Origin of the sequence: Metabacillus sediminilitoris (genome assembly GCF_009720625.1) — a bacterium.
Taxonomy (GTDB): domain Bacteria; phylum Bacillota; class Bacilli; order Bacillales; family Bacillaceae; genus Metabacillus; species Metabacillus sediminilitoris.
In genome coordinates this window covers 1,685,756-1,705,917 of sequence record NZ_CP046266.1, presented here as the reverse complement: position 1 = coordinate 1,705,917, position 20,162 = coordinate 1,685,756, and the positions used below count along the sequence as shown (strand labels likewise).

The window sequence follows — 20,162 nt, the reverse complement described above, 5'->3', positions numbered from 1 at the left end:
CAAGTAAAATGTTTGTTTCTTGTCAGAATTCCCTTTTTCCTTCAAGAAAATCTATTAAACTCTCATTTCACTGATTATTCCCAATAATTTTACTTTTAATCTTTTAATTGACATTAAAAATTGAGTTTAATAGACTGTTTTATCACCTTATAATTTGTTCATTTAACTAATTTATTGTTTCTTATTATTTTATTGTTTTTTGTAAACTACTACATCATTTTGTAAGCGCCATAAATAATCTTAGAGAATTTTGTAAGCGCAATATTTGTAATTATATGATTAAGGAGGAAATACATATGGATTGGATTACCGATTCCCTGCCGATCATATCGGTTATTCTCGGGGTCGCATTGCTATTATTTTTAAACATGAAAGTAAAGCTTAACAGTGTTCTCGCTCTTTTAATCTCTGCTATACTTGTAGGGATTTTGAACGGTTTAACACTAACAGATGTCGTGGCTTCTATTAAAGGAGGTCTTGGCAGTACACTTGGAAGCTTAGCACTCATAATCGGACTTGGTGCCGTTTTAGGTAAATTGATGGTTAATTCTGGTGCAGCGCAACGTGTTGCCACAACCCTGCTAAAAGTAATACGATTACACATGTTAATGATGCATCTTTCTGGTTATTCAAAGAATACTTTAACTTATCTATTAAAGAAACATTTAAAACATGGGGCCTTTTCCTGTTTGTCAACTCGATTGTTGGACTTGCCGTTGTTTTAATTCTTAGCTTGTTTATGTAAGCGAAACTAGTACATGGCCTGTGGACATCCACAGGCCTTTCGTTTTATCTCTATAAAATACACTTTGCCAATGCCAAATTCTAACCACATCGACAGCTAGAGTTGGTCGATTTATGATTTAGCATCGCCCTTTTTGTCCACAAAATCGTTATTGGATCTTTCTACTATTTTATTTAATTCTCCTGTATCCCCTTTTGCATTAATGATTTCAATTAATTGATTTAACCCCTCGCTAGTTTGCTCACTATTTTCTTTCACAAGTTAACCTCCTTTATTACATTCCCACTTATCATTTTCTACTTGATCATGAAGTATGTTTCTGAATGGGGAATATTTGAAGAGTTGTGACAAGATGTTGGATTTTTCAGGTAAAAAACATAGAATTCTACAATTTATACTGCACGTTAAACCTTTTAAGGAGACTGATATAAATGACCGGGAATTGGAATATCGGGATCTACTGAAATCGTATTAATATAGGTATTCGTATATGCGTCTGAAGATCTTTTTTTCCTAATCTTTCTAAACTTTGGCCTACATCGACATTATGAAGACCTTTTCTTTCATAATCTTCCTAAATATTGACCTTCATCTCCACTATGAAGACCTTTTCTTTCCTAATCTTCCTAAGTTTTAGCCTTCATCGACATTATGAAGACCTCTTCTTTCCTAATCTTCCTAAATTTTGGCCTTCATCGACATTATGAAGACCTCTTCTTTCCTAATCTTCCTAAATTTTGGTCTTCATCGACATTATGAAGACCTTTTCTTTCCTAATCTTCCTAAATTTTGGCCTTCATCGACATTATGAAGACCTTTTCTTTCCTAATCTTCCTAAATTTTGGCTTTCATCTCCATTATGAAGACCTTTTCTTTCCTAATTTCCCTAAATTTTGGCCTTCATCGACATTTTTAGAAAAATTAACAAAGTTAGTACGTATACGATCAATTGCTATCGTTTTTATCATTATCCTTCCAAGGAGGATTTGCATATTTCAGTATGGATTGATGAGATCTATACAGAATCCATGGAATGAAGAAAGAGAGACATGCATTTAAGATGATTAATTTTGAAGGTAGTTTTCCTACTATCGTATCCCACATGGTTTAGCTCCTTTTTTATTTGTTAGATTCGATATTTACACCAATATTGCGAACTTTTACTTTTGCTTTTACTTCAATATTGCTTTTAGAGAAAATATGCTCACCCTGTTCCCAATCCTTTTTTATTTTATTCCATGTTTGATAATGGTCTTGGTGTAAATATGAACCAATACCAAGGATATCTGCTTGATAGTCTTCTTGCGTTTTTGTGATGACATCTTCTGCTAGTTTTTCAATATTTTTGGCCACTTCCTTTTCAATTTTTGAAATCATCTTCGGATTCAATAAATCTAATCCTTCAAATGTTTCCCCCACATTCCCTTCTGCCTCAATATTTACCGTGACCTTAACATGATCACTATTGGATAAATCAGCGTGGAATTTTCGTTTTGCTTCTTTTATTTCTACTGCCATACGCTGGCCATCAATTACGATTTCAATCACGCCTCCTTTTACATCTCCTCTTATGTAATTAAGGCCTTCTGTTTCTTCCTTTGTTAAATAACCGACCATTTTTTGATTTTCACTATTAAAAACAGCCGCTCCTTCTACTTTTACATTTTGGTCATCCAAAAAAATCGTCGGGATGGCGAAGCTTTTTTTTGATAATAAAAAAGCATGTACATCTCCGGTCGTCGTAATAGGCAGCATTTCTGCATTTTTAAATGTATTTTCTGAGATGGAATCAATATAGATAACAGGCAGTTTTTCAATTTTTGATTTTGTTTGAAATAATTCTAATGCCTCCCCCTTTGATATGAGGACTTTTGTTGCTCTTCTCATTTCATGGTCTCTTAAGAAAATATCTAATAACTTCGAAAAATAGCCTTTTCTGGCTAATTCTTCTGACATAATGATCACTTTTATATGTTCTAAATATGGTGCACGACTTGTTTGCTTGGCAATATCTCGCGTAATCGTAAACATTGTATTTCCAGTTGACGTAAGATTTAAAAAGGCATCACCACTGCCTTGTCCATCACTGCTTCCACTAGATTGCAGTGCACTCGTTACGACTAGTTGATAGGTTGCCTTAAATCTTCCTTCATTTTGATTTTGTAAGGAGGAATCTTCTTTTACCTGTTCAATATCTTCAAGACGTTGATTTTCAATTGCATCAAGTGCTACTCCTATTACATACCCGCGCTCTTCACTTTCAACTTGGTCCCAGCAGCCTGATAAAAGGAATCCTATACAAAAAATAGTGATCCATTTACTACATTTATACATCACCTTTTACCCCTCTAATTAGCGCAATCGTTAGTAATACCGATGGAATAACCATACTAAACACAATACCTGTATAGCTGATTACTTTTCCAAAGCTTGCAACCTCTAAAATATTTTGAGGTGACATGGCAATCAGGTAAATAATTGGAGATAAAATGAAAATAAAGTGCATTCTTTTTACTTTTTTCATGATTGCTCCAAGTGCCAAAAGGGTTATATCAAAAGCCATTGCAGCAGTACTAAATAAGGTCATAACCCAAATTGTAAAAAAAAGCGATTCGAATCTTTCAAAGAATCCACCCGGAACCTCAACTTGTTTAGCTAATTCCGCTGTTGGATATAAAGTGTTACTTGTAACATCAACACCAAACACACCAATGACAAAAATAAAAACGGTTAAATAAAGGACTAAAGGAATAGATATTCCCATAAGTGCTGATTTACTTGTATTTTTTGGTTTGTTTATAAATGCATTATAGAATAGTAAAAATTCAAACCCGAGAAATGAAAAGACGGTTTCTTTAGAAGCGGTGGCGATCTCTTTCCAATTTGAAATAAAAAAGGGTTTTAAGTTTTTCAGTTCAAAATATCCTAAATTCATAATCATTAAAACAAACACGATAAATAATACAATAGGTAAAAACATAAGATTTATTCGAAGGATGACAATACTTTCTCCAGAAATACCATAGATGACGACAAGAAGAAATACGAGACAAATAACTTCTACTGGTGTTTTGTCGAATAGGTAAAGTTGAGAAATACTTGCAACCCCCCGCATCTCATAACTCACAAACAGGATGGAATAGGTAGCAAATAAAAAGGTTAATATGCCTCCAATATATTTATTTAAAATGGCAGAAGATATTTCATAAAAATTTTTCTTCGGAAATCTCATCGTTAATTTAGCGACAACCCATGTAAAAAATAAGGCTATTATTCCTCCAATACAAATCGAAATCCAGCCATCAAAGGATTTCGTGTGTTCTACTATGGAACGAGGAAGGGTAAGAACACCAAAGCCAATGACCATATTTGCAACTAAAAATAATACTTCTTTTTGTCCAATTTCCTGATCATTATATTCAAAAGGCTTCAAGAACCCTTCCTCCTTGTATGAATCCGTGTTTCATCTTCTGTTTGTAAATATCGAGGTCGTTTCGTTAACATTAATAATGGTGCCCTAAAAAACAAATCCTTCCAATCATTACCGAAACTAGGAGCAAACGGAGTTGTATATGGAATACCAAAACTCTTAAGTCTGACCAAATGAATATTAATCATAATATAAGCTAATATGATGCCATAAAGCCCAAAAATACCAGCTGTTAACATAGTCACAAAACGTAGTATCCGAAATGCAATACCAGCACTATAAGTTGGTACAGCAAATGATGAAATCGCTGTTACTGAAACGACTATGACCATTACCGGACTTACCATTCCGGCTTGAACGGCTGATTCTCCTATGACCAACCCGCCAACAATCCCAATCGTCTGCCCAATCGGCTTAGGCAATCTCAGCCCCGCTTCACGCAGCAATTCTAAGGTCGCCTCCATCATAAACGCTTCTACTACAGCTGGAAACGGAACTCCCTCTCTTGATGCAGCAATAGAAAAAGCTAATTTTGATGGAATCATACCTTGGTGAAACGAGACAAGGGCAATATATAATGCAGGTAGAAATAACGAGATAAAAGCAGCAACAAATCGCAGTAATCTGATTAAAGAACCGATCAACCATCGTTCATAATAATCTTCCGGAGATTGTAATAAAGAAATTAATGTAACAGGTACAATTAATACAAATGGCGTGCCATCTAAAAGAATGGCAACCTTGCCCATTAAGATTGCTGCAGATGTTTTGTCAGGCCTCTCTGTGTGCATGACTTGCGGAAAAGGGGATAAAAAATTATCCTCGATCCATTGTTCGATATAGCCTGATTCAGGTGCATCGTCTATATCAATAGACTTAATTCTTTTTTTGACCTCGGCTAAAATTTGAGGATGAACAATCCCTTCTACATAAGCAATCATTAAATCTTTTTTCGAACGCCTGCCGATTTTATATGGTTCAAGACGGAAGTTGGGATCACGAATACTTCTTCGAAGGAGGACTGTATTCGTACGAATATTTTCTGTAAACCCTTCTCTTGGCCCTCTAACTAGAGCTTCAGACTGTGGTTCTTCAATTCCTCGACTTTCCCATCCTTTGCTACCGATAATGACAGCTTCATCTGTTCCGTCAAAAAATAATGCAGTGTCACCAGAAAGGATTGCACATAAAATGTCCTCAATGGTTTTGACAATGGTTATTTCATTTGCTGAGAGTACCTCATTTATTAATTCATTTAAACGTTTCTTCCCATCTTGAGGAAGTTCTTTTTTTGAAATTGCTACACCAAGTTGCAAATTTTTTATGACTTGCTCGTTTACAAGGTCTTTATCTACTAATCCATCGATAAAGACAATGACACATTGATAATGACTATCACCGATTTTACATGTACGGGTAATAAGATCACTAGGAGCACCCAGCATGACTTTAATATTCTTTAGGTTTTCCAAGCAATTCAGATCGATTTTGCTAGAACTTTCAGAGTGATTCATAACTTCTTTATTTTGTAATGGCTTATTTTTAAAGAAGGCAAAAGTCAAAGGGAAATCTCCTTTCTAAGAAAGATCTAGCTGCCATTTTTATCAATTATTACTATCATGTACATTTTCAAAAAAACTATGTCTATTCATAAATGAATTAACATCTTTGGTAATTTTATCTTGTCATTACATCAGAACCGTCTTTTATTCCATTTCAAACCATTTTGATAGATATCTACTCGCCATATCAGTTATGATAAAATACGGATAACATTATGATTCTTTTTTTGGAACATCTTTCACAAAAGGAATCTTTTCATTAAATCAGAAAGTCATTGAGGACGGAGAGTGTCATTGAATTGAAATCATTAACAGTTGAACATTTGGTTCAAAAGTTTTCATTGAAAGTGTTGACTGGAGAAAATAGACTACAACAAACCATTACACAGCCAAGATCTCATCGACCAGGTTTGGAATTCGTTGGTCATTTCGATTTTTTTCCAACTGAACAAGTTCAAATACTTGGAAGAAAAGAGATAACATATTTACATAAATTAAACATAGAAGAGCGTCAACTTCGAATTGGCAATATTGTCAAATATCACCCGCCTTGTTTTATTGTTACAGCCGGCCAGGAAGGACTAACATACTTGACCCAATATTGTACAGAAGAAGGAATTCCTTTGTTATGTACGAACGAACTAGAAACGACTTCTGAATTTATCACAAAACTTGATGCATATATGGTTAAAACACTAGCACCAGAAACAGCGATACACGGCGTTTGTGTAAACGTATATGGAATGGGCATTTTAATTCGGGGAAAATCAGGAGTTGGCAAAAGTGAAACCGCACACACTTTGATCGGCAGAGGGCACAGGCTTGTGGCTGATGATATCGTCGTGTTAAAAAAGCTTAGTCCGCGAACGATTCTCGGTACACATGACGAGAAAACGAAGGAATTTCTCTCCTTACGCAGTATTGGGCTGTTAAATGTGGTCCGTTTATATGGCAGAAAAGCTTTTCAGGATGAAACGAGGATTGCCCTTGATATTGAATTGACAAAATGGCAGAAGAATTCTCTCAATAATGAATTAGAGCATGAATCTATTTTCACAGAATACATGGGCGTTCAAATTCCTCATATTGAGATCCAGCTCCAGCCTGGTCGGGATGTGGCGGGGTTAATTGAAGCTGCTGCAAATAACTGGCTTCTGAAGCAGCAAGGGTACAGTGCTGCAGAAGAGTTTATGAAACGTCTTGAGTCTGAGTTTTAGTTAATATGTTTTACAAATGATACATAATCCAAACGGCGCTTTGTTTAAAAAGCGCCTGTTTAAAAATGGTTATTTAAGATTAACCGTGTTTGTAAGGAATGATGGAATTTCAATTTATTCATAGCTATTTTAAACGACAGATTTCAAGGGGTTTCTTATTTATTTTAAGCGTATGAGAAAAGAAATTAATTCCGTAAAATCTGGAATTGAGGAGTTCAATGCTTTAATAATCTGATTTGCACAGTTTTTCTCTCGGGTACCTCTATTAGACCTTCACTTTGTCAATTTGTGTAGCTTGATCTATCTAAAATTTTTTCACTCAATCATCATCATCATGATCGTCACTTTTTAGCCCCCTATTCCTCATATTGCAGCTTTTTTGTTAATAAGTATTTTAAAGTCATTATGCTTAATAAAAAAAATGTTAGTTGGAATGAAGTATTGATTGTAAAAAGAAATCATTTCTTTTATTAGTAGGAGGAGAAAATAAGTATGAATGCAGAGGAGAGTTTGGTACAGGTAAAAGTAGAAAAGGAAAAAACAAATGAGTTGCAGGTGATGTGGATTCTAGCAATATCAGGTTTTATTATTGTCTGTAATGTTTATACGATGGTACCAATTATAGACGTCCTAACTAGTGAGTTACATACCTCAAAAACAGTGGCTAGTTTGACTACCTCATCGTTTACTTTCTTCTATGCATTAGGATTTCTCTTTTTTGGTCCATTCTCAGAAATTTGGGGCAGACGTCATGTGATTGTATATGGATTATTATCAATAGCTGTTATTACATTTATCCTTTCCTTTGTTCATACAATTGAATGGATTATTTTCTTCAGATCTTTACAAGGAATTGCGGCTGCAACGTTTGCTCCTGTCGCCTTGGCTTATGTGTTCGAAATTTTCCAACCGCAAAAAAGAGCATTAACGATTGCATGGATAAGTACAGGTTTTCTTCTTTCTGGAATTTTAGGTCAAGTCATTAGTTCGTGGATTACACATTCTATAGGATGGAATTTTGTATTTGTGTTTTTTTCTGTAGTCTACTTCATCGTTTTTATATTAGCGTTCAAGGTCCTTCCTTCTAGCTCTAGTCATGTTTCTAATGTTCATTTAGTAACCTTCTACCGACAAATGTTCAGATTTACTAATCGTAATATTGTGAAAGGGTATATAATTGCCATTACGTTATTTTTATCCTTTGTTGCGATGTATGCTGCACTAGGCGGTTATTTAACTTTCAAATATGGACTTTCAGAAGAACAGATTCTTATAATCCGAATGATTGGGATCTTAGGAATGACTTTCACTTTGTTTTCAGGAAAATCCATTCGAACATATGGCTTAAAACAGACACTGATTGCTGGACTTATTTGTGCAGATCTTGGTCTCTTACTCTTATCAATTATGCCAAACCTTATTCTTCTTGTTGTCTCATCCGTCATTTTTGTAGCAGGATTTTCGCTCGTGATTCCAACGATGATTCAAGTAGTAGGTCATATCGGAGGTGCAAAGAGGGGCCCGTCCTTAACGATGTATACATTTCTTCTTTTTTTAGGCGCAAGTATTGGACCGTTTGTTCTTCAAGTTGGTGATTTTCGAACGATTTGCTTGATTTTATTTGGATTATTGGGAGTTTCCGTTATTTTGGCTTTGCTGCTCACTTTTAATAACGAACATTAACTAATTCGAAGCCATTCCATATTTTACTAGACCGAGAAAAGAATAATCATACTATTTTTTGTTTGCGGTAAAATGAAAGAAAGAGTAGACTATGCTCTACTCTTCCTCTATATTTTTCTACTTGTTTTGCAAAGTGTATAATTGATAAAGGACTTCTCATGAGCAAGATCGAGGCAGCGGTGTTATATTTATCGTTATCCATCGATCTCATTAATTGTTTCATTCTTTTAGTTCATTCTTTCAATCTATTATTCAGTCAATCACTTTCGTTTCAATAAAATTCAAAACATGTCCTCTTGAGGGTGCTGCTTGAATCGCCCCTTTTACAGAAGCAGTAAGCGCTCCGCTTGCATTTGCAAATGTCAGAATTTGCCTGTGATGTTCTTGAATTTTCTCTGAAAGATTTTCGGCTGATACACCTAATAACAACAATTCGGACAAAAATCCTCCGATGAAAGCATCCCCCGCCCCTGTCGTATCTGCGACAGTTACTTTAAATCCTTTCCCTTCATACTCTTCGCCATTTTTTAAAAAGATCGAGGCCCCCTCACTGCCCTTTGTATACACGACAGCTTTCACACTCCCAACAAAAAGCGAAGAGATTGCTGCTTTTTCTTCTTCAATACCTGTAATAAAAGTGAGCTCCTCATCAGATACTTTCACCAAATCAGCTAACGGCAAAAATTGCAAGATCGTTTCCCGGCAGCTTTCTGGATCAGGCCATAATGGAAGGCGGACATTTGGATCAAAGCTAATGATTCCGCCAATTTGACGGAAATCTTCAATCACTTTTTTATGTGTTTGCTTCATCGGACTTTCAATTAAATCCACAGAGCAGTAATGAAGGAAATCACCTGCTTTAAACCATTCTGACTTCACTTCCTGTGGTGTAAGCATTAAATCAGCCGCATTTTTCCGATAAAAATTAAAGCTTCTTTCGCCATGCTCATCAACGGATACGAAGGCTAATCCTGTTTCCCCTTCTTCTGACCGAATAATATAAGAGGAATCAACTCCATTTTCTTCGATAACGTCCAATAGAAAATCACCAAAGTGGTCATTTGCCATTTTTGTTAACATGACAGAGTGGCCGCCATATTTTGCAACAGCGATCGCTACATTCATTGGAGCACCTCCAGCAACACGCTCAAAACCTGTTACTTCTTTAAGGGATTTATTCTTTTGAACTGGAATAAAGTCAATTAATGTTTCTCCGATACAAAAAATCTTTTTCATTACGTCACTCACCTCAAAATAAGCGGGCACATAGTATGAATCACCCGCCACCATTTTTCACTTCCAAATATCTTTCAACGTCCAATACGTTAAATCCTTTATTTTCACATCATTATTTGTTGTGAAAAGCTCGAAACCAACTCTTTCTTCTTTCGGATACATACGGCTTGTCATCGTCACTTGACCATCATTAGCAAACACTTCAATTGAAGAACGATCAATGAAAATCCGTAACGTCAATAAACCATTTGCATCAAGGGCTGCATGTCTGATTCCATCTTCCTGCTTTCCACTTTTCGTGCAATCAAGCGTCAGCTTTTGTTGAGCGATGTCATATGTTAATCGTGTTTCTTCCCCATTCATTCCGCGAATTCTTACCCCTACCTGACCTGCCTTACTATTTGACAAGTCAAAGACCGACTTCACTTCCAGCAGCTCTTCATTTGTTTCTACCACATAATGATCTGAGAGCATTTGATCTTTGCACATTTGGTATTCTGCTTCACGGAGTAAGGTTAATTCCTCAACAGGATTCATGAGAATTTGATGATTAGCTCCTAATGTCACAACACGTGGTAATGTTAATGCCCCACACCAGCCATCAGCTTTTGTCGGCATATTCGCTTCCCACATATCCATCCAGCCGATCGCAATTCTGCGCCCTTTGCTGTCTAAAAAGGTTTGCACCGCATAAAAGTCATGGCCCCGATCCAATTCAGTGAAGGTACCATGGTCAAATTGATTTGTTTCATACTTGTAGTCACCTACTAAATAACCAGTTTGGAACAAATTATTAAAGTTTTCACCGTCTGCTTCGATCCCTTGAGGTGAAATCATTAACACATGTTTACCGTCCAATTCAAAGAAATCCGGGCATTCCCACATAAATCCTAATGTTCCGTCACTTTGGGCAAGAACCCCGACATATTCCCATTTTCTCAAATCAATTGACTTGTATAAGATGACTCTGCCGATTTGCTCTTTTGTCGCATTTCCTAAGATCATATACCAAGTGTCATGATGCTTCCATACCTTTGGATCACGGAAATGGTGGGCACTATCTGCTGGCGGTTCGGCAATAATAGGGTTTTCTCCGAACTTTTCAAAGGTCACCCCGTCTCGACTCAGGGCAATATTTTGATTTTGATAAAAGAGATCTTGCTTTTTGTCTATATAATGATGTCCTGTATAAATTAACGTTAACTCACCATCATTATCAACGGCACTCCCTGAAAAACAGCCATCGACGTCACAAGCATCTCCTGGTGTCAAAGCAATAGGAAGATGTTCCCAATGAACAAGATCCTTACTTTTCACATGTCCCCAATGCATTGGACCCCAATTTTCATCATATGGATGGTGCTGATAGAATACATGATATTCTCCCTTATACTCTACTAATCCATTCGGATCATTTATCCAGTTTGCTGGCGCCATGATGTGATACCCTAGACGAAACTGCGGATTTACTTTCTCCTTTGCTTTTTTGAGCGCTTTTTCTGCTTGTTGAATTCTACTAGTTACTACCATTTTTCTGCCTCCTAAATAGCCTTTTTTATGTGATCTGCTTGAAAATTCGGTTTATGATCATTTTTAGAGTTTAATAGGGTAAAGATTGATAGAATTGTAAAACACAATACCATGATTCCCATTAACATATATGAATAACGGAACCCGATGCTATCGTATAATACACCAGCAATCGGCGAGAGAATCGATGCACCTACCTGTGATGCAAACTGAAAACCAACAAGATACAATACGGATGATAGGCGTGTATCAAAATTTGCTGCTAAATATTTAAAAATGGCGATTAGCATGATTGGCAGTTCTAAAGCATGAATTAATTTCATCCCTGAAATCCCAATTGGCCCAATAACCATACCTGAACCGATAATTCTGAATGCCATCAAAAAGCCAGCTAAAATCAAACTGTTTTTTGCTCCTAATTTATTGACGATAAATGGAGCTAAAAACATCATCCCTGCTTCAAGAAACACTTGGAATGAATTTAAGTAACCGAATACTTGATTTCCAAATGCTTCTGTTGGAAATAATGAAGCATAATATAATGGGAATTGCTGATCGTAAACACTGTACACACATGTTACTCCGACAACATACATCATTAAAAACCAGAAATCTTTTAAAAGAAAAAGCTGGCCAACGTCTTTTAATGTGATGGATTCTGCTTGATCTAACTCTTGATTTGTCATTTCTACTTTCACTGATAGAATGATAGCAACTAAAATAAGTGCTGAAACAGATGCAACCCAGAAGTTGATGTTCGGGTTGATATTAAATAATTGTCCTGCAAAAAAAGTAGCTGCTGCCCAGCCTAATGAACCCCACATTCTTGATTTTCCCATATTCGAAATTGTATTTACGGCCGATTTTTTCAATGTATGACTCGATAGCACCAATACCCGCCAGAAAAGCAATCCCTAAATAAAGTCCTCCAACAATTGCGCCCAGCATGACATTGTATTGCAATAAAGGGCCATATACGTAAATATAAAACGGTCCGACAAAGACGAGCATGACACTAATAAAAAATAAAATATTTTTCTTTAATCCTATTTTGTCAGATATATAACCATATAGAGGCTGCATACACAAGGCAAAGATAGCGTTTACAGAAAAGATAATCCCAGTTGAAGCCCCGCTCAAATTCATTTCTTGACCTAACCAAATGGAAAATAGTGAATAACTAGATGACCACGTAAAAAAGAAAAAGAAAAAATAAGCACTTAATTTCCAATAAAGACTTTTTGAATCTGTCATGTTTATTGCTCCTTTTGAAATGAGTTAGAAACTGATAAGTAAAACGAAAGCACTTTCAACATCAGTTTATGTCAACCGGTTTCATATGTCAACCCGTTGACATAAACTTTTAAAAAAAACACTGCCTGCGGCAATGTTTTTACACGGTAGATCCTTCTAATAACTTTACTGGGAGTCTGGTTTGGAGCGGGATATCACTAAAATCTCCCTCGATTTCTTTTATTAATATCTCTACGGCTGTTTTGGCAATCGATGCAATCGGCTGCTGAATGGTTGTCAATTCCGGAAGTAAGATTTGACTTGTTTCTGTACCGTCATATCCGACGACCTTCACCTGTCCTGGAACTGATAAACCGCGCTTTTTTGCCTCTGTTATAAATGAAGCTGCAAATAAATCATTACTTGCAAATAAGCCATCAATATCCGGACATTCATTAAATATTTGACTAATGACTTGCTGCTGACTTTGCTTATCAAAAACTTCTGGTATTTCGAATGTAATCGGGGTTCTCCCATTCTTCATCATGACATCCTCATACGCTTTCCTTCTTAACATTGCTGGTGTTTCCAGTTCTTTTTGTCCATTAATATGAATAATCGACTGGCATCCTTTGGAAATTAACAGCTCTGCAGCCATTTTTCCTCCCTCATAATTATCAGAGCTAACAACAGGAATTGTTTCTGATAAATGGCGGTCAATCGCAACAACAGCAAGGTTCTGCTTATGATAATTGATAATACCGCGGTTATGTGTACCAACAATAATCCCATCAACTTGGTTTCGCATAAGCATTTCGAGATACTTTTCTTCTTTATCTATGCGATTTAAACTATTGCAAAGTAATACCTTATACCCTAGTGAAGCACATATGTTTTCAATATGAAAGGTTAGTTCTCCAAAAAAGGGATTACTCGTAGTAGGTAAAATAATTCCGATTAGATTGGATCGTTTATTAAATAACGAACGAGCAACATCGTTTGGAAAATAATTAAGTTCATTCATTGCTCTATGGACATTTTCTCTAGTTTCCTCACTTATATAGCCGCGATTGTTTAATACGCGTGAAACGGTTGTTGGTGAAACACCAGCACGTTTCGCCACATCACTAATTTTCGGTTTCATTCTATTTCCTCCATCTGCTCATAAAACATATGATAAATAATTTTAAGAGTTGGTTTTTATTATATTCCGGATTCACTCTCATTCATGCAGATATGTATAATCTCATTATAGCAAAAAGCACGACTAAAAGATGATGAATACTTGTTATCATTCCTTTCAGCACTAGCTTAAACTGCAGCTTCTCCCTCGGTACACCAATAATTAGACTTCATATCCTCAAAATACAGCTTTGTATACAATTGATCCAATACACCGTTATAATAGCCAAAAAGATTACGAAGCTTTTTCCTTTTTGTTGCTTGAAAGGTTATTTTTATCGCCAGGATTCCGAGGTTGAGCAGCTCTTTTTCATCATAGTATCGTTTGATATGTTTGATCTGGCTTAAATAGATACCATAAAGGCGATTAATGGTTTTTTTCTCTTTTGTAAAGCTATGACACATCGCTCGAAATGACTCATATGGAAACAAAATGGGTCCATCATACGTATTATTATTTTTTAGATTGTTTAAAGAAGATGAATTGTTTTTTGGTGTGACATGTTCCGTCATGGCTTGTGTGACATGTTCATTTTCAGCCTCTTCCACATAGGGCTGAATCACAATTGCATTTGAGGTTTGCTGCTGATCACTGTTTCGTTTCATAGGATATTGTTTAATGATTCCAAGTTGTTCAAGTTCATGGCAAACACGAATAATGGTCCGTCTATTTTTCCCAACCAGTTCACCAATTTTATTTTTCGCTAAATAAGAGACACCTAAATATTTGACACTGTATCTTCCTAGTAATTTTAAGACGGTGATCATTGTTTCTGTGAGGGTGCCGCTATGACGTGTGATGTGATGATAGATAGATTGATTTAATTCTTCAATCGTGGAAAATGTACTTAGTGCTTTATATGTATCTGTGCAAGCGATTTTTGTAATGGCTTTTTTCATAAGTGATAACCTCCCTAAAATCCTTCATAGGGTATATAGGAATTTAGCACTTATTGAGTAGCGTCATTTTTCTTTTTTTTGTGATTTTTTTCATAAGCAGTTTTCGCAAACTTTGTTGCTATTTACCAAGTTGTGCGATGTGGTTGATTGCAGCGAGAGGATGCTCGCTTTTCGCGGCGCGGGCGGTGTGCCTCCTCGGCTTAAACGCCTGCATGAGACTCACCAGTTCCCTACTCCCGCTAGAGTATCGCAATCTGCTCCAATCAAGCTTAAATAGCTTCGTTTTAAAGCTTTAAAAGAATAGCAAAAAAGGCTTCTCATATGTTCAATGAACACAGAGAAACCTTCAACTTAGTCTTCCACTAAACAGCGATTGTTTTTTTCTTCTCTTGACTTTTTTGCTTACGAAAATCATAAAGCGTCATGAAAATGACAATCACAAAACAGATGCTTGATAGTTGAAAAACAGTTCCTAAATCAACAAATGCTGAAACAACCCCTAAAAGAATGGCACTTAATCCAAGCCCAAAATCAATTGCTGAATAAAACATCCCATTAGCCGTTCCACGTTTTTCTGAAGCTGTCTTTGATAAGACCCATGCTTGCAATGCTGGCAGAAGCGATCCATATCCAGCACCAAATATGGCACCAGCCAGAATAAGCATTCCAACAGAATACGTATAGGATAGAACCCATAAGCCTGCGATTGTTAAGACTGAACATATCATGATCAGAGTCCAAGGACCTTTCCTATCAAACCACTTCCCTGAAATCGGGCGTACAGCAGTAGCCATGATGGCATTGCAAAAGTAATATAAAAAGATTTGATCAATTCCTCGTTCTTCGCCAAAAATCACGATAAAGGTGACAATCGCGCCGTAGCCAAACGTGGTTAATATCGTTACTAGTGCTGGATACCAGCTATCTCTTGTGAACAATGAGTTAATAAAAGAAAATTCCTTAAAATTTAACGTTTTAGCTTGAACAGATGTTGGTGTATGATATTTCCCACTTGCTAAAGTCACGATTCCAAGCAAACCAATGATCACTGATCCAGCAATCATTGCGTGAAATCCAAAGTTTTGATAGATTAAGATTCCTAGACTAGGAGCAATAATCATTCCAATTGTAGCAGATAATCCAAAATAACCGATTCCTTCACCAATACGTTTGGATGGAACTAGCTCAACAGCTACCGTTCCATTTACAGTTGTCGCACATCCCCATACAATCCCATGAACAAAGCGAATCACAAGGAATAAGATGATCATCGATGAAAAGGTATATGTAATCGTTAAAAGAAATAAAGCAATGGCTCCGACTACGACAAGCCATTTGCGGCTGCTTGATTCCAACAGAAATCCAATAAACGGCCGAGCAATGATTGCCGAGAATGCAAATAATGTTGTGACAAGTCCAACCTGAAAATCAGTTGCCCCTAATGCTTTTGCTTGTGGCGGCATGGTAGGTAATAACATCATAAAACTCATAAATAAAAAAAAGTTGCCAATAATAAATAAAAGAAAAGATTTCGTCCAAAGGACAGGTACATCTTTGTTTATCAATTTAACTCCTACTTTCAGAAATTGCTATCACCCATTATACTATAGAATGTAGTGTGAAGACTCGATTGTTTATAATTGGCAATCAAATGAATGAGAATGGATCTCTGCCTTTCCATTATTCATTTGTATAAATAAGAATAGAACAAGACCTTTATAAGATCTTGTTCTATTATTTTGCCGGTGAATTCATGATGTATATCATGACATAATCTCCTGTAATGCTTGCTGTAAATCAGATCGTGTTTTTAATTCATCACCAATTTCAATACCGAGTTCAATCATTGTATCTGCAATTTCCGCACTGATTCCAGTTAGAATAGTTGAACAGCCTAAAAGTTTAATTCCTTTAACAATTTTAAATAAGTGGTTTACGACTGCCGTATCGACATATGGAACAGCGGAAATATCAATAATTAATTGTTGGGCTTTTAATTCTTTTACTTTTACAAGTGTTTTTTCACGAATTTTCTTTGCACGATATGTATCGACATTTCCGACAATTGGCAGGATGCATACTTTTTCAGTAAGTGGAATAATTGGCACAGATAATTCATCCAATGTTTGACGATGGCTATTAAGCATTTCATCCTTGTAATTTACATAGTAAGCAGTATACGAATCAATAAACATATCAATAATGTCATTCACTCTTCGCTCCAGCTCAAAAAACTCTTCCATATCAAGTGTAGAGTTGGTTTCTGAATAAAATGCTTTGATCGCACTCCAAATAACTCCACGACTAGATTGAAAAATCTCCCATGCCATATGTATAGGAAAATCTGTTTTTGCTCGGTGGATTCCCATTTCTTTCGCTATTTCCATCACTTCATCTGTTTTTAAATGGAAGATATGATCTGCGACAATTTTAAAAAGTGGATTCCCTTCAGTTTCATAGGTTTCCAAATCACCGCTGCCATCTAAGAATTTGGCAATATAGCCTTTATTCTTTTTAATATATTGAAGCCATTCTTTCGTATAAACCTTTAGATTTTGATTCAAAAATTCGGATAAACTGCTTTCCATATCAATGACAGATGACATCGTGTTTCCTCCTTTATATTGAACATGTTTTTTTTGATTCTTTAAAAAGGAAAGATGAAAGGTCGTTCCTTGACCCTCCTTGCTATTTACATGGATTTTGGCATGATTATTTTGAACAGCATTAAAAACTTGAGCAAGCCCCATTCCTTTTCCATCTTGTTTTAATGTAAAAAACGGTGTTCCTAAAAGTCTGAGCTTGTCCTTTGGTATCCCAACCCCAGTATCTGAAATGGTAATATGTATGTTTTGAATATCCTCATATTCATTCACAACCAATGTCCCGCCATCAGGCATTGCTTCAATGGCATTTTTGATTAAATTAAAAAACGCCTTTTTTATTTGATCTTTTTTGCCAATAATGTTGGCATTTTTATTTTCAAAGTTTTTAACCACTTTTATATGATAAAGCTGGTTTTGAAATAATAGGATTGTGGATTCTAATTCCGTACATAAATTTAATGGGACGGCTTGTTCAACACCAAACTCCGGTTTTGACACACTCATTAAATCATTTAATGTGATGATGGCACGTTCTAATTCACTTTGTGCGATATTTATATATTCCGTGTTATACGTTTTATCCAATAATTGCAGAAAACCTTTTACAGCTGTTAAAGGATTGCGTACTTCATGTGCAATACCTGCGGCCATTTCTCCAATAGATGATAATAGACTATGATTCCAGTTATTTGGTTCTGACAGGTTTTGCAATTGATTAACGTGGAACATATATATATAAATCTTTTCAAGCTTTTGTTCATGAAACGTTTTATGAAATAAAAAAAAGTATTGCTGTGCATCAATCGTTAAAATAAATTGATTTGACCTACCCATAAAGCAATCATGAAGATTGGACTTTAATTCCTTATTTGTTATACATTGAAAAAGGTTCTTTGAATGCTCGTTTCTACGATCAAGTAACAATTCTTCTACTTCTTTGGTCACATGTTGTATATTTCCATCTGGGGCAAGTTCAATGACTCCATAATTCACTCTATGTTCGGCTATTGAATTTATCATTATGCCTAACCTGCCTTTCATCAAAACACTTGACAACTCTAACCTTAGTTCCGGCATTTTTTGTGCTTGAAATATGAAATTCATCCATCATCCGTTTTACGCCTGATAGTCCTAAACCAAGCCCTTTTTTGGATTTAATTTCATTATTCATCACCTTATCAATTTCTGAAATACCGGGGCCTTTATCAATTGCTGTTACTTCAATTCCATAACCACTTAGTGGAGTGATAAAAACCTCCCCAGTTCCTGCATAGTAAACAATATTCCGAGTTAACTCCATAATTGATACGACTAGCTTTGTTTGCTGGCTTTTCGTTAAACCATATTCCTCTGCAACTCTTTTCCCAACTGTGCTAGCCATATACACATCATTTTCATTTGTAATAACAATTCTGTACATGCTTCCCTTTGTTCCTTTACAATTTTTCCAATTCTAAAAATCTAATAATGAACAAATCTTTCATTCTCGGAAATAGTCTATGAAATGAATAAATCTAAAATAGAAAGCGCTTTCCAAAAATCTTTAATAAATGACAATTTCTTCCCTAGCTATCCTAAATATACAAAATTTTTCATTTATTTTCAATATTTTTATAATGATACCTTTCTTCGTAAATAAAAAGAGAGACTCTCCTTATATTTAGGAGTGTTTCTCTCTTCCAGGGCTAAATTAAATCAGGTTATCTATCACTCTATCATCTGTCGTTAAAATAAAATCGGTATGAATATAGGCAGAGCCAAACAAGTTTTGCAGATCCTCGTAGTTAAATTGACTTGCATTTATGATTGTATCATTTTCCAAATAAAGATAAATCGTAAAATACGTATGTAAAAATGCCAAAAATTCATCTACACTTGTGCCTAGTTTTTCAATATATTCACTATTAAATTCGATAAATCCAATCGTCATGTCACTATGATTAAATATATCGATCATCCCTTTTAAAACAAAAGCTTCATACCCTTCTACATCTACCTTAAAAAGAACAGTACCGTATGGATCATCCTTCTTAACTAAAGAATTAATCGTGATCGCTTTAACAGATTCCTTTTCGATCATTTTATGTGCGGGCATATATGAAGCTGAAGATGTCCCTGACCAATGCTTATCGATAAAAAAAGGTATTTCTTCATCATCTTTATCTGAGGCGATGGCATTAATAATTTCTATTTGTGATTTATTTGGATGGACGTCACGAGATTTGTAGATAAATTTTAACAGATGACGATTGGCTTCAATTCCATAAACCTTTGTATGTTCAGGATATGTGGTCGAAAAGATACATTCTCCATAATTAACCCCTACGTCAATTATTAAATCTGGTTTGATGTCACTTACTGCTTTTCCCCAAAAATTCGTCAGCCGCTTTTGTGTCATTCCATTGCTGATTAGCAGTGCTCTGCCACGGTTTTCCTCTGAATTTACAAATAAAACCATTGAAGAAGGCAGCACGATTTTGTTTGGTAATTTACTAATATTTAATGTCTTATATTTTAGTAAAATCCCTAAATCAATTAGAAATTTCCACGTTTTTGGGTATTGCTCCCACATTTTCATCAGTAATGGTTTTCGAACTGATGCTTTGGTTATCATGTTGTACCTCCTGCATATTTAACGTAAATCGAGACTTTTTTCATAAGTGGGCTTTTCTTTCTCCTTAACTGATAGGCAGCATAACATATTGGGGTTATCTATTTATTTGCTATTCTAATGAATTCTTACAATCATATAAAATTCCTTCTATTAAACATGTAGATTAACAAAATATTTACATACAATTAATAAATTTAATGAAAAACTTCATTGTATTGCACAAA

15 protein-coding genes and 2 pseudogenes are annotated in these 20,162 nt (G+C 35.5%); 4 read left to right on the top strand and 13 right to left on the bottom strand.

Annotated elements, in window-relative coordinates:
* Window positions 1-275: 275 nt before the first annotated feature.
* Window positions 276-590 (top strand): annotated as a pseudogene (locus GMB29_RS27630) (GntT/GntP/DsdX family permease); the annotation flags it as partial.
* Between the two features lie 5 nt (window positions 591-595).
* Window positions 596-745, top strand: a complete 150-nt coding sequence (locus GMB29_RS27815; RefSeq protein ID WP_227551720.1) for a GntT/GntP/DsdX family permease — start codon at window positions 596-598, stop codon at window positions 743-745.
* Window positions 746-856: 111 nt separating this feature from the next.
* Here the strand turns inward: GMB29_RS27815 and GMB29_RS26960 are convergent, their stop codons facing one another.
* The 4 genes from GMB29_RS26960 to GMB29_RS08175 form a co-directional block, all read right to left on the bottom strand.
* Window positions 857-1,003, bottom strand: a complete 147-nt coding sequence (locus tag GMB29_RS26960) for a hypothetical protein (RefSeq protein ID WP_168733764.1) — start codon at window positions 1,001-1,003, stop codon at window positions 857-859.
* Window positions 1,004-1,864: 861 nt separating this feature from the next.
* Window positions 1,865-3,079 (bottom strand): Ger(x)C family spore germination protein, encoded by a 1,215-nt coding sequence (locus GMB29_RS08185; protein ID WP_136351761.1) that lies wholly within the window; start codon window positions 3,077-3,079, stop codon window positions 1,865-1,867.
* On the bottom strand, window positions 3,072-4,178 hold the full coding sequence (locus tag GMB29_RS08180; protein WP_136351762.1) for a GerAB/ArcD/ProY family transporter: 1,107 nt from the start codon (window positions 4,176-4,178) through the stop codon (window positions 3,072-3,074). The genes GMB29_RS08185 and GMB29_RS08180 overlap by 8 nt, the downstream gene beginning before the upstream one ends.
* Window positions 4,175-5,689, bottom strand: coding sequence for a spore germination protein (locus GMB29_RS08175; RefSeq protein WP_136351866.1), 1,515 nt, complete (start codon window positions 5,687-5,689; stop codon window positions 4,175-4,177). Before GMB29_RS08175 ends, GMB29_RS08180 begins: the two co-directional genes overlap by 4 nt.
* A 347-nt stretch (window positions 5,690-6,036) precedes the next feature.
* Here GMB29_RS08175 and hprK point away from each other — a divergent pair, with 347 nt between their 5' ends.
* Window positions 6,037-6,954 (top strand): HPr(Ser) kinase/phosphatase, encoded by a 918-nt coding sequence (gene hprK, locus GMB29_RS08170; protein WP_136351763.1) that lies wholly within the window; start codon window positions 6,037-6,039, stop codon window positions 6,952-6,954.
* Between the two features lie 492 nt (window positions 6,955-7,446).
* Window positions 7,447-8,637: an MFS transporter gene (locus GMB29_RS08165; RefSeq protein WP_136351764.1), complete on the top strand. Its 1,191-nt coding sequence runs from the start codon at window positions 7,447-7,449 to the stop codon at window positions 8,635-8,637.
* 252 nt (window positions 8,638-8,889) lie between these two features.
* On the opposite strand, the gene GMB29_RS08160 is transcribed toward GMB29_RS08165, so the two are convergent.
* From GMB29_RS08160 to GMB29_RS08120, 9 genes and pseudogenes are all read right to left on the bottom strand, one after another.
* Window positions 8,890-9,873 carry a carbohydrate kinase family protein gene (locus GMB29_RS08160; RefSeq protein WP_136351765.1) on the bottom strand — a complete coding sequence of 328 codons (984 nt, stop codon included), beginning with the start codon at window positions 9,871-9,873 and terminating at the stop codon, window positions 8,890-8,892.
* A 57-nt stretch (window positions 9,874-9,930) separates the two neighbouring features.
* Complete coding sequence (locus tag GMB29_RS08155) at window positions 9,931-11,403, bottom strand: glycoside hydrolase family 32 protein (RefSeq protein ID WP_136351766.1); 1,473 nt, start codon at window positions 11,401-11,403, stop codon at window positions 9,931-9,933.
* 11 nt (window positions 11,404-11,414) lie between these two features.
* Window positions 11,415-12,657 (bottom strand): annotated as a pseudogene (locus GMB29_RS08150) (oligosaccharide MFS transporter).
* Window positions 12,658-12,796: 139 nt separating this feature from the next.
* Window positions 12,797-13,780, bottom strand: a complete 984-nt coding sequence (locus GMB29_RS08145) for a LacI family DNA-binding transcriptional regulator (protein ID WP_136351767.1) — start codon at window positions 13,778-13,780, stop codon at window positions 12,797-12,799.
* A gap of 167 nt (window positions 13,781-13,947) precedes the next feature.
* Window positions 13,948-14,718 carry a helix-turn-helix domain-containing protein gene (locus GMB29_RS08140; RefSeq protein ID WP_136351768.1) on the bottom strand — a complete coding sequence of 257 codons (771 nt, stop codon included), beginning with the start codon at window positions 14,716-14,718 and terminating at the stop codon, window positions 13,948-13,950.
* Between the two features lie 362 nt (window positions 14,719-15,080).
* Window positions 15,081-16,283 carry an MFS transporter gene (locus tag GMB29_RS08135; RefSeq protein ID WP_227551603.1) on the bottom strand — a complete coding sequence of 401 codons (1,203 nt, stop codon included), beginning with the start codon at window positions 16,281-16,283 and terminating at the stop codon, window positions 15,081-15,083.
* A 198-nt stretch (window positions 16,284-16,481) separates the two neighbouring features.
* Window positions 16,482-18,344 carry an ATP-binding protein gene (locus tag GMB29_RS08130; protein ID WP_136351770.1) on the bottom strand — a complete coding sequence of 621 codons (1,863 nt, stop codon included), beginning with the start codon at window positions 18,342-18,344 and terminating at the stop codon, window positions 16,482-16,484.
* Window positions 18,319-18,744 (bottom strand): ATP-binding protein, encoded by a 426-nt coding sequence (locus GMB29_RS08125; RefSeq protein WP_136351771.1) that lies wholly within the window; start codon window positions 18,742-18,744, stop codon window positions 18,319-18,321. Before GMB29_RS08125 ends, GMB29_RS08130 begins: the two co-directional genes overlap by 26 nt.
* Before the next feature lie 270 nt (window positions 18,745-19,014).
* The gene (locus tag GMB29_RS08120) at window positions 19,015-19,938 is read right to left on the bottom strand and encodes an FkbM family methyltransferase (RefSeq protein ID WP_136351772.1); all 924 of its coding nucleotides are present in this window, start codon (window positions 19,936-19,938) and stop codon (window positions 19,015-19,017) included.
* Window positions 19,939-20,162 lie beyond the last annotated feature (224 nt).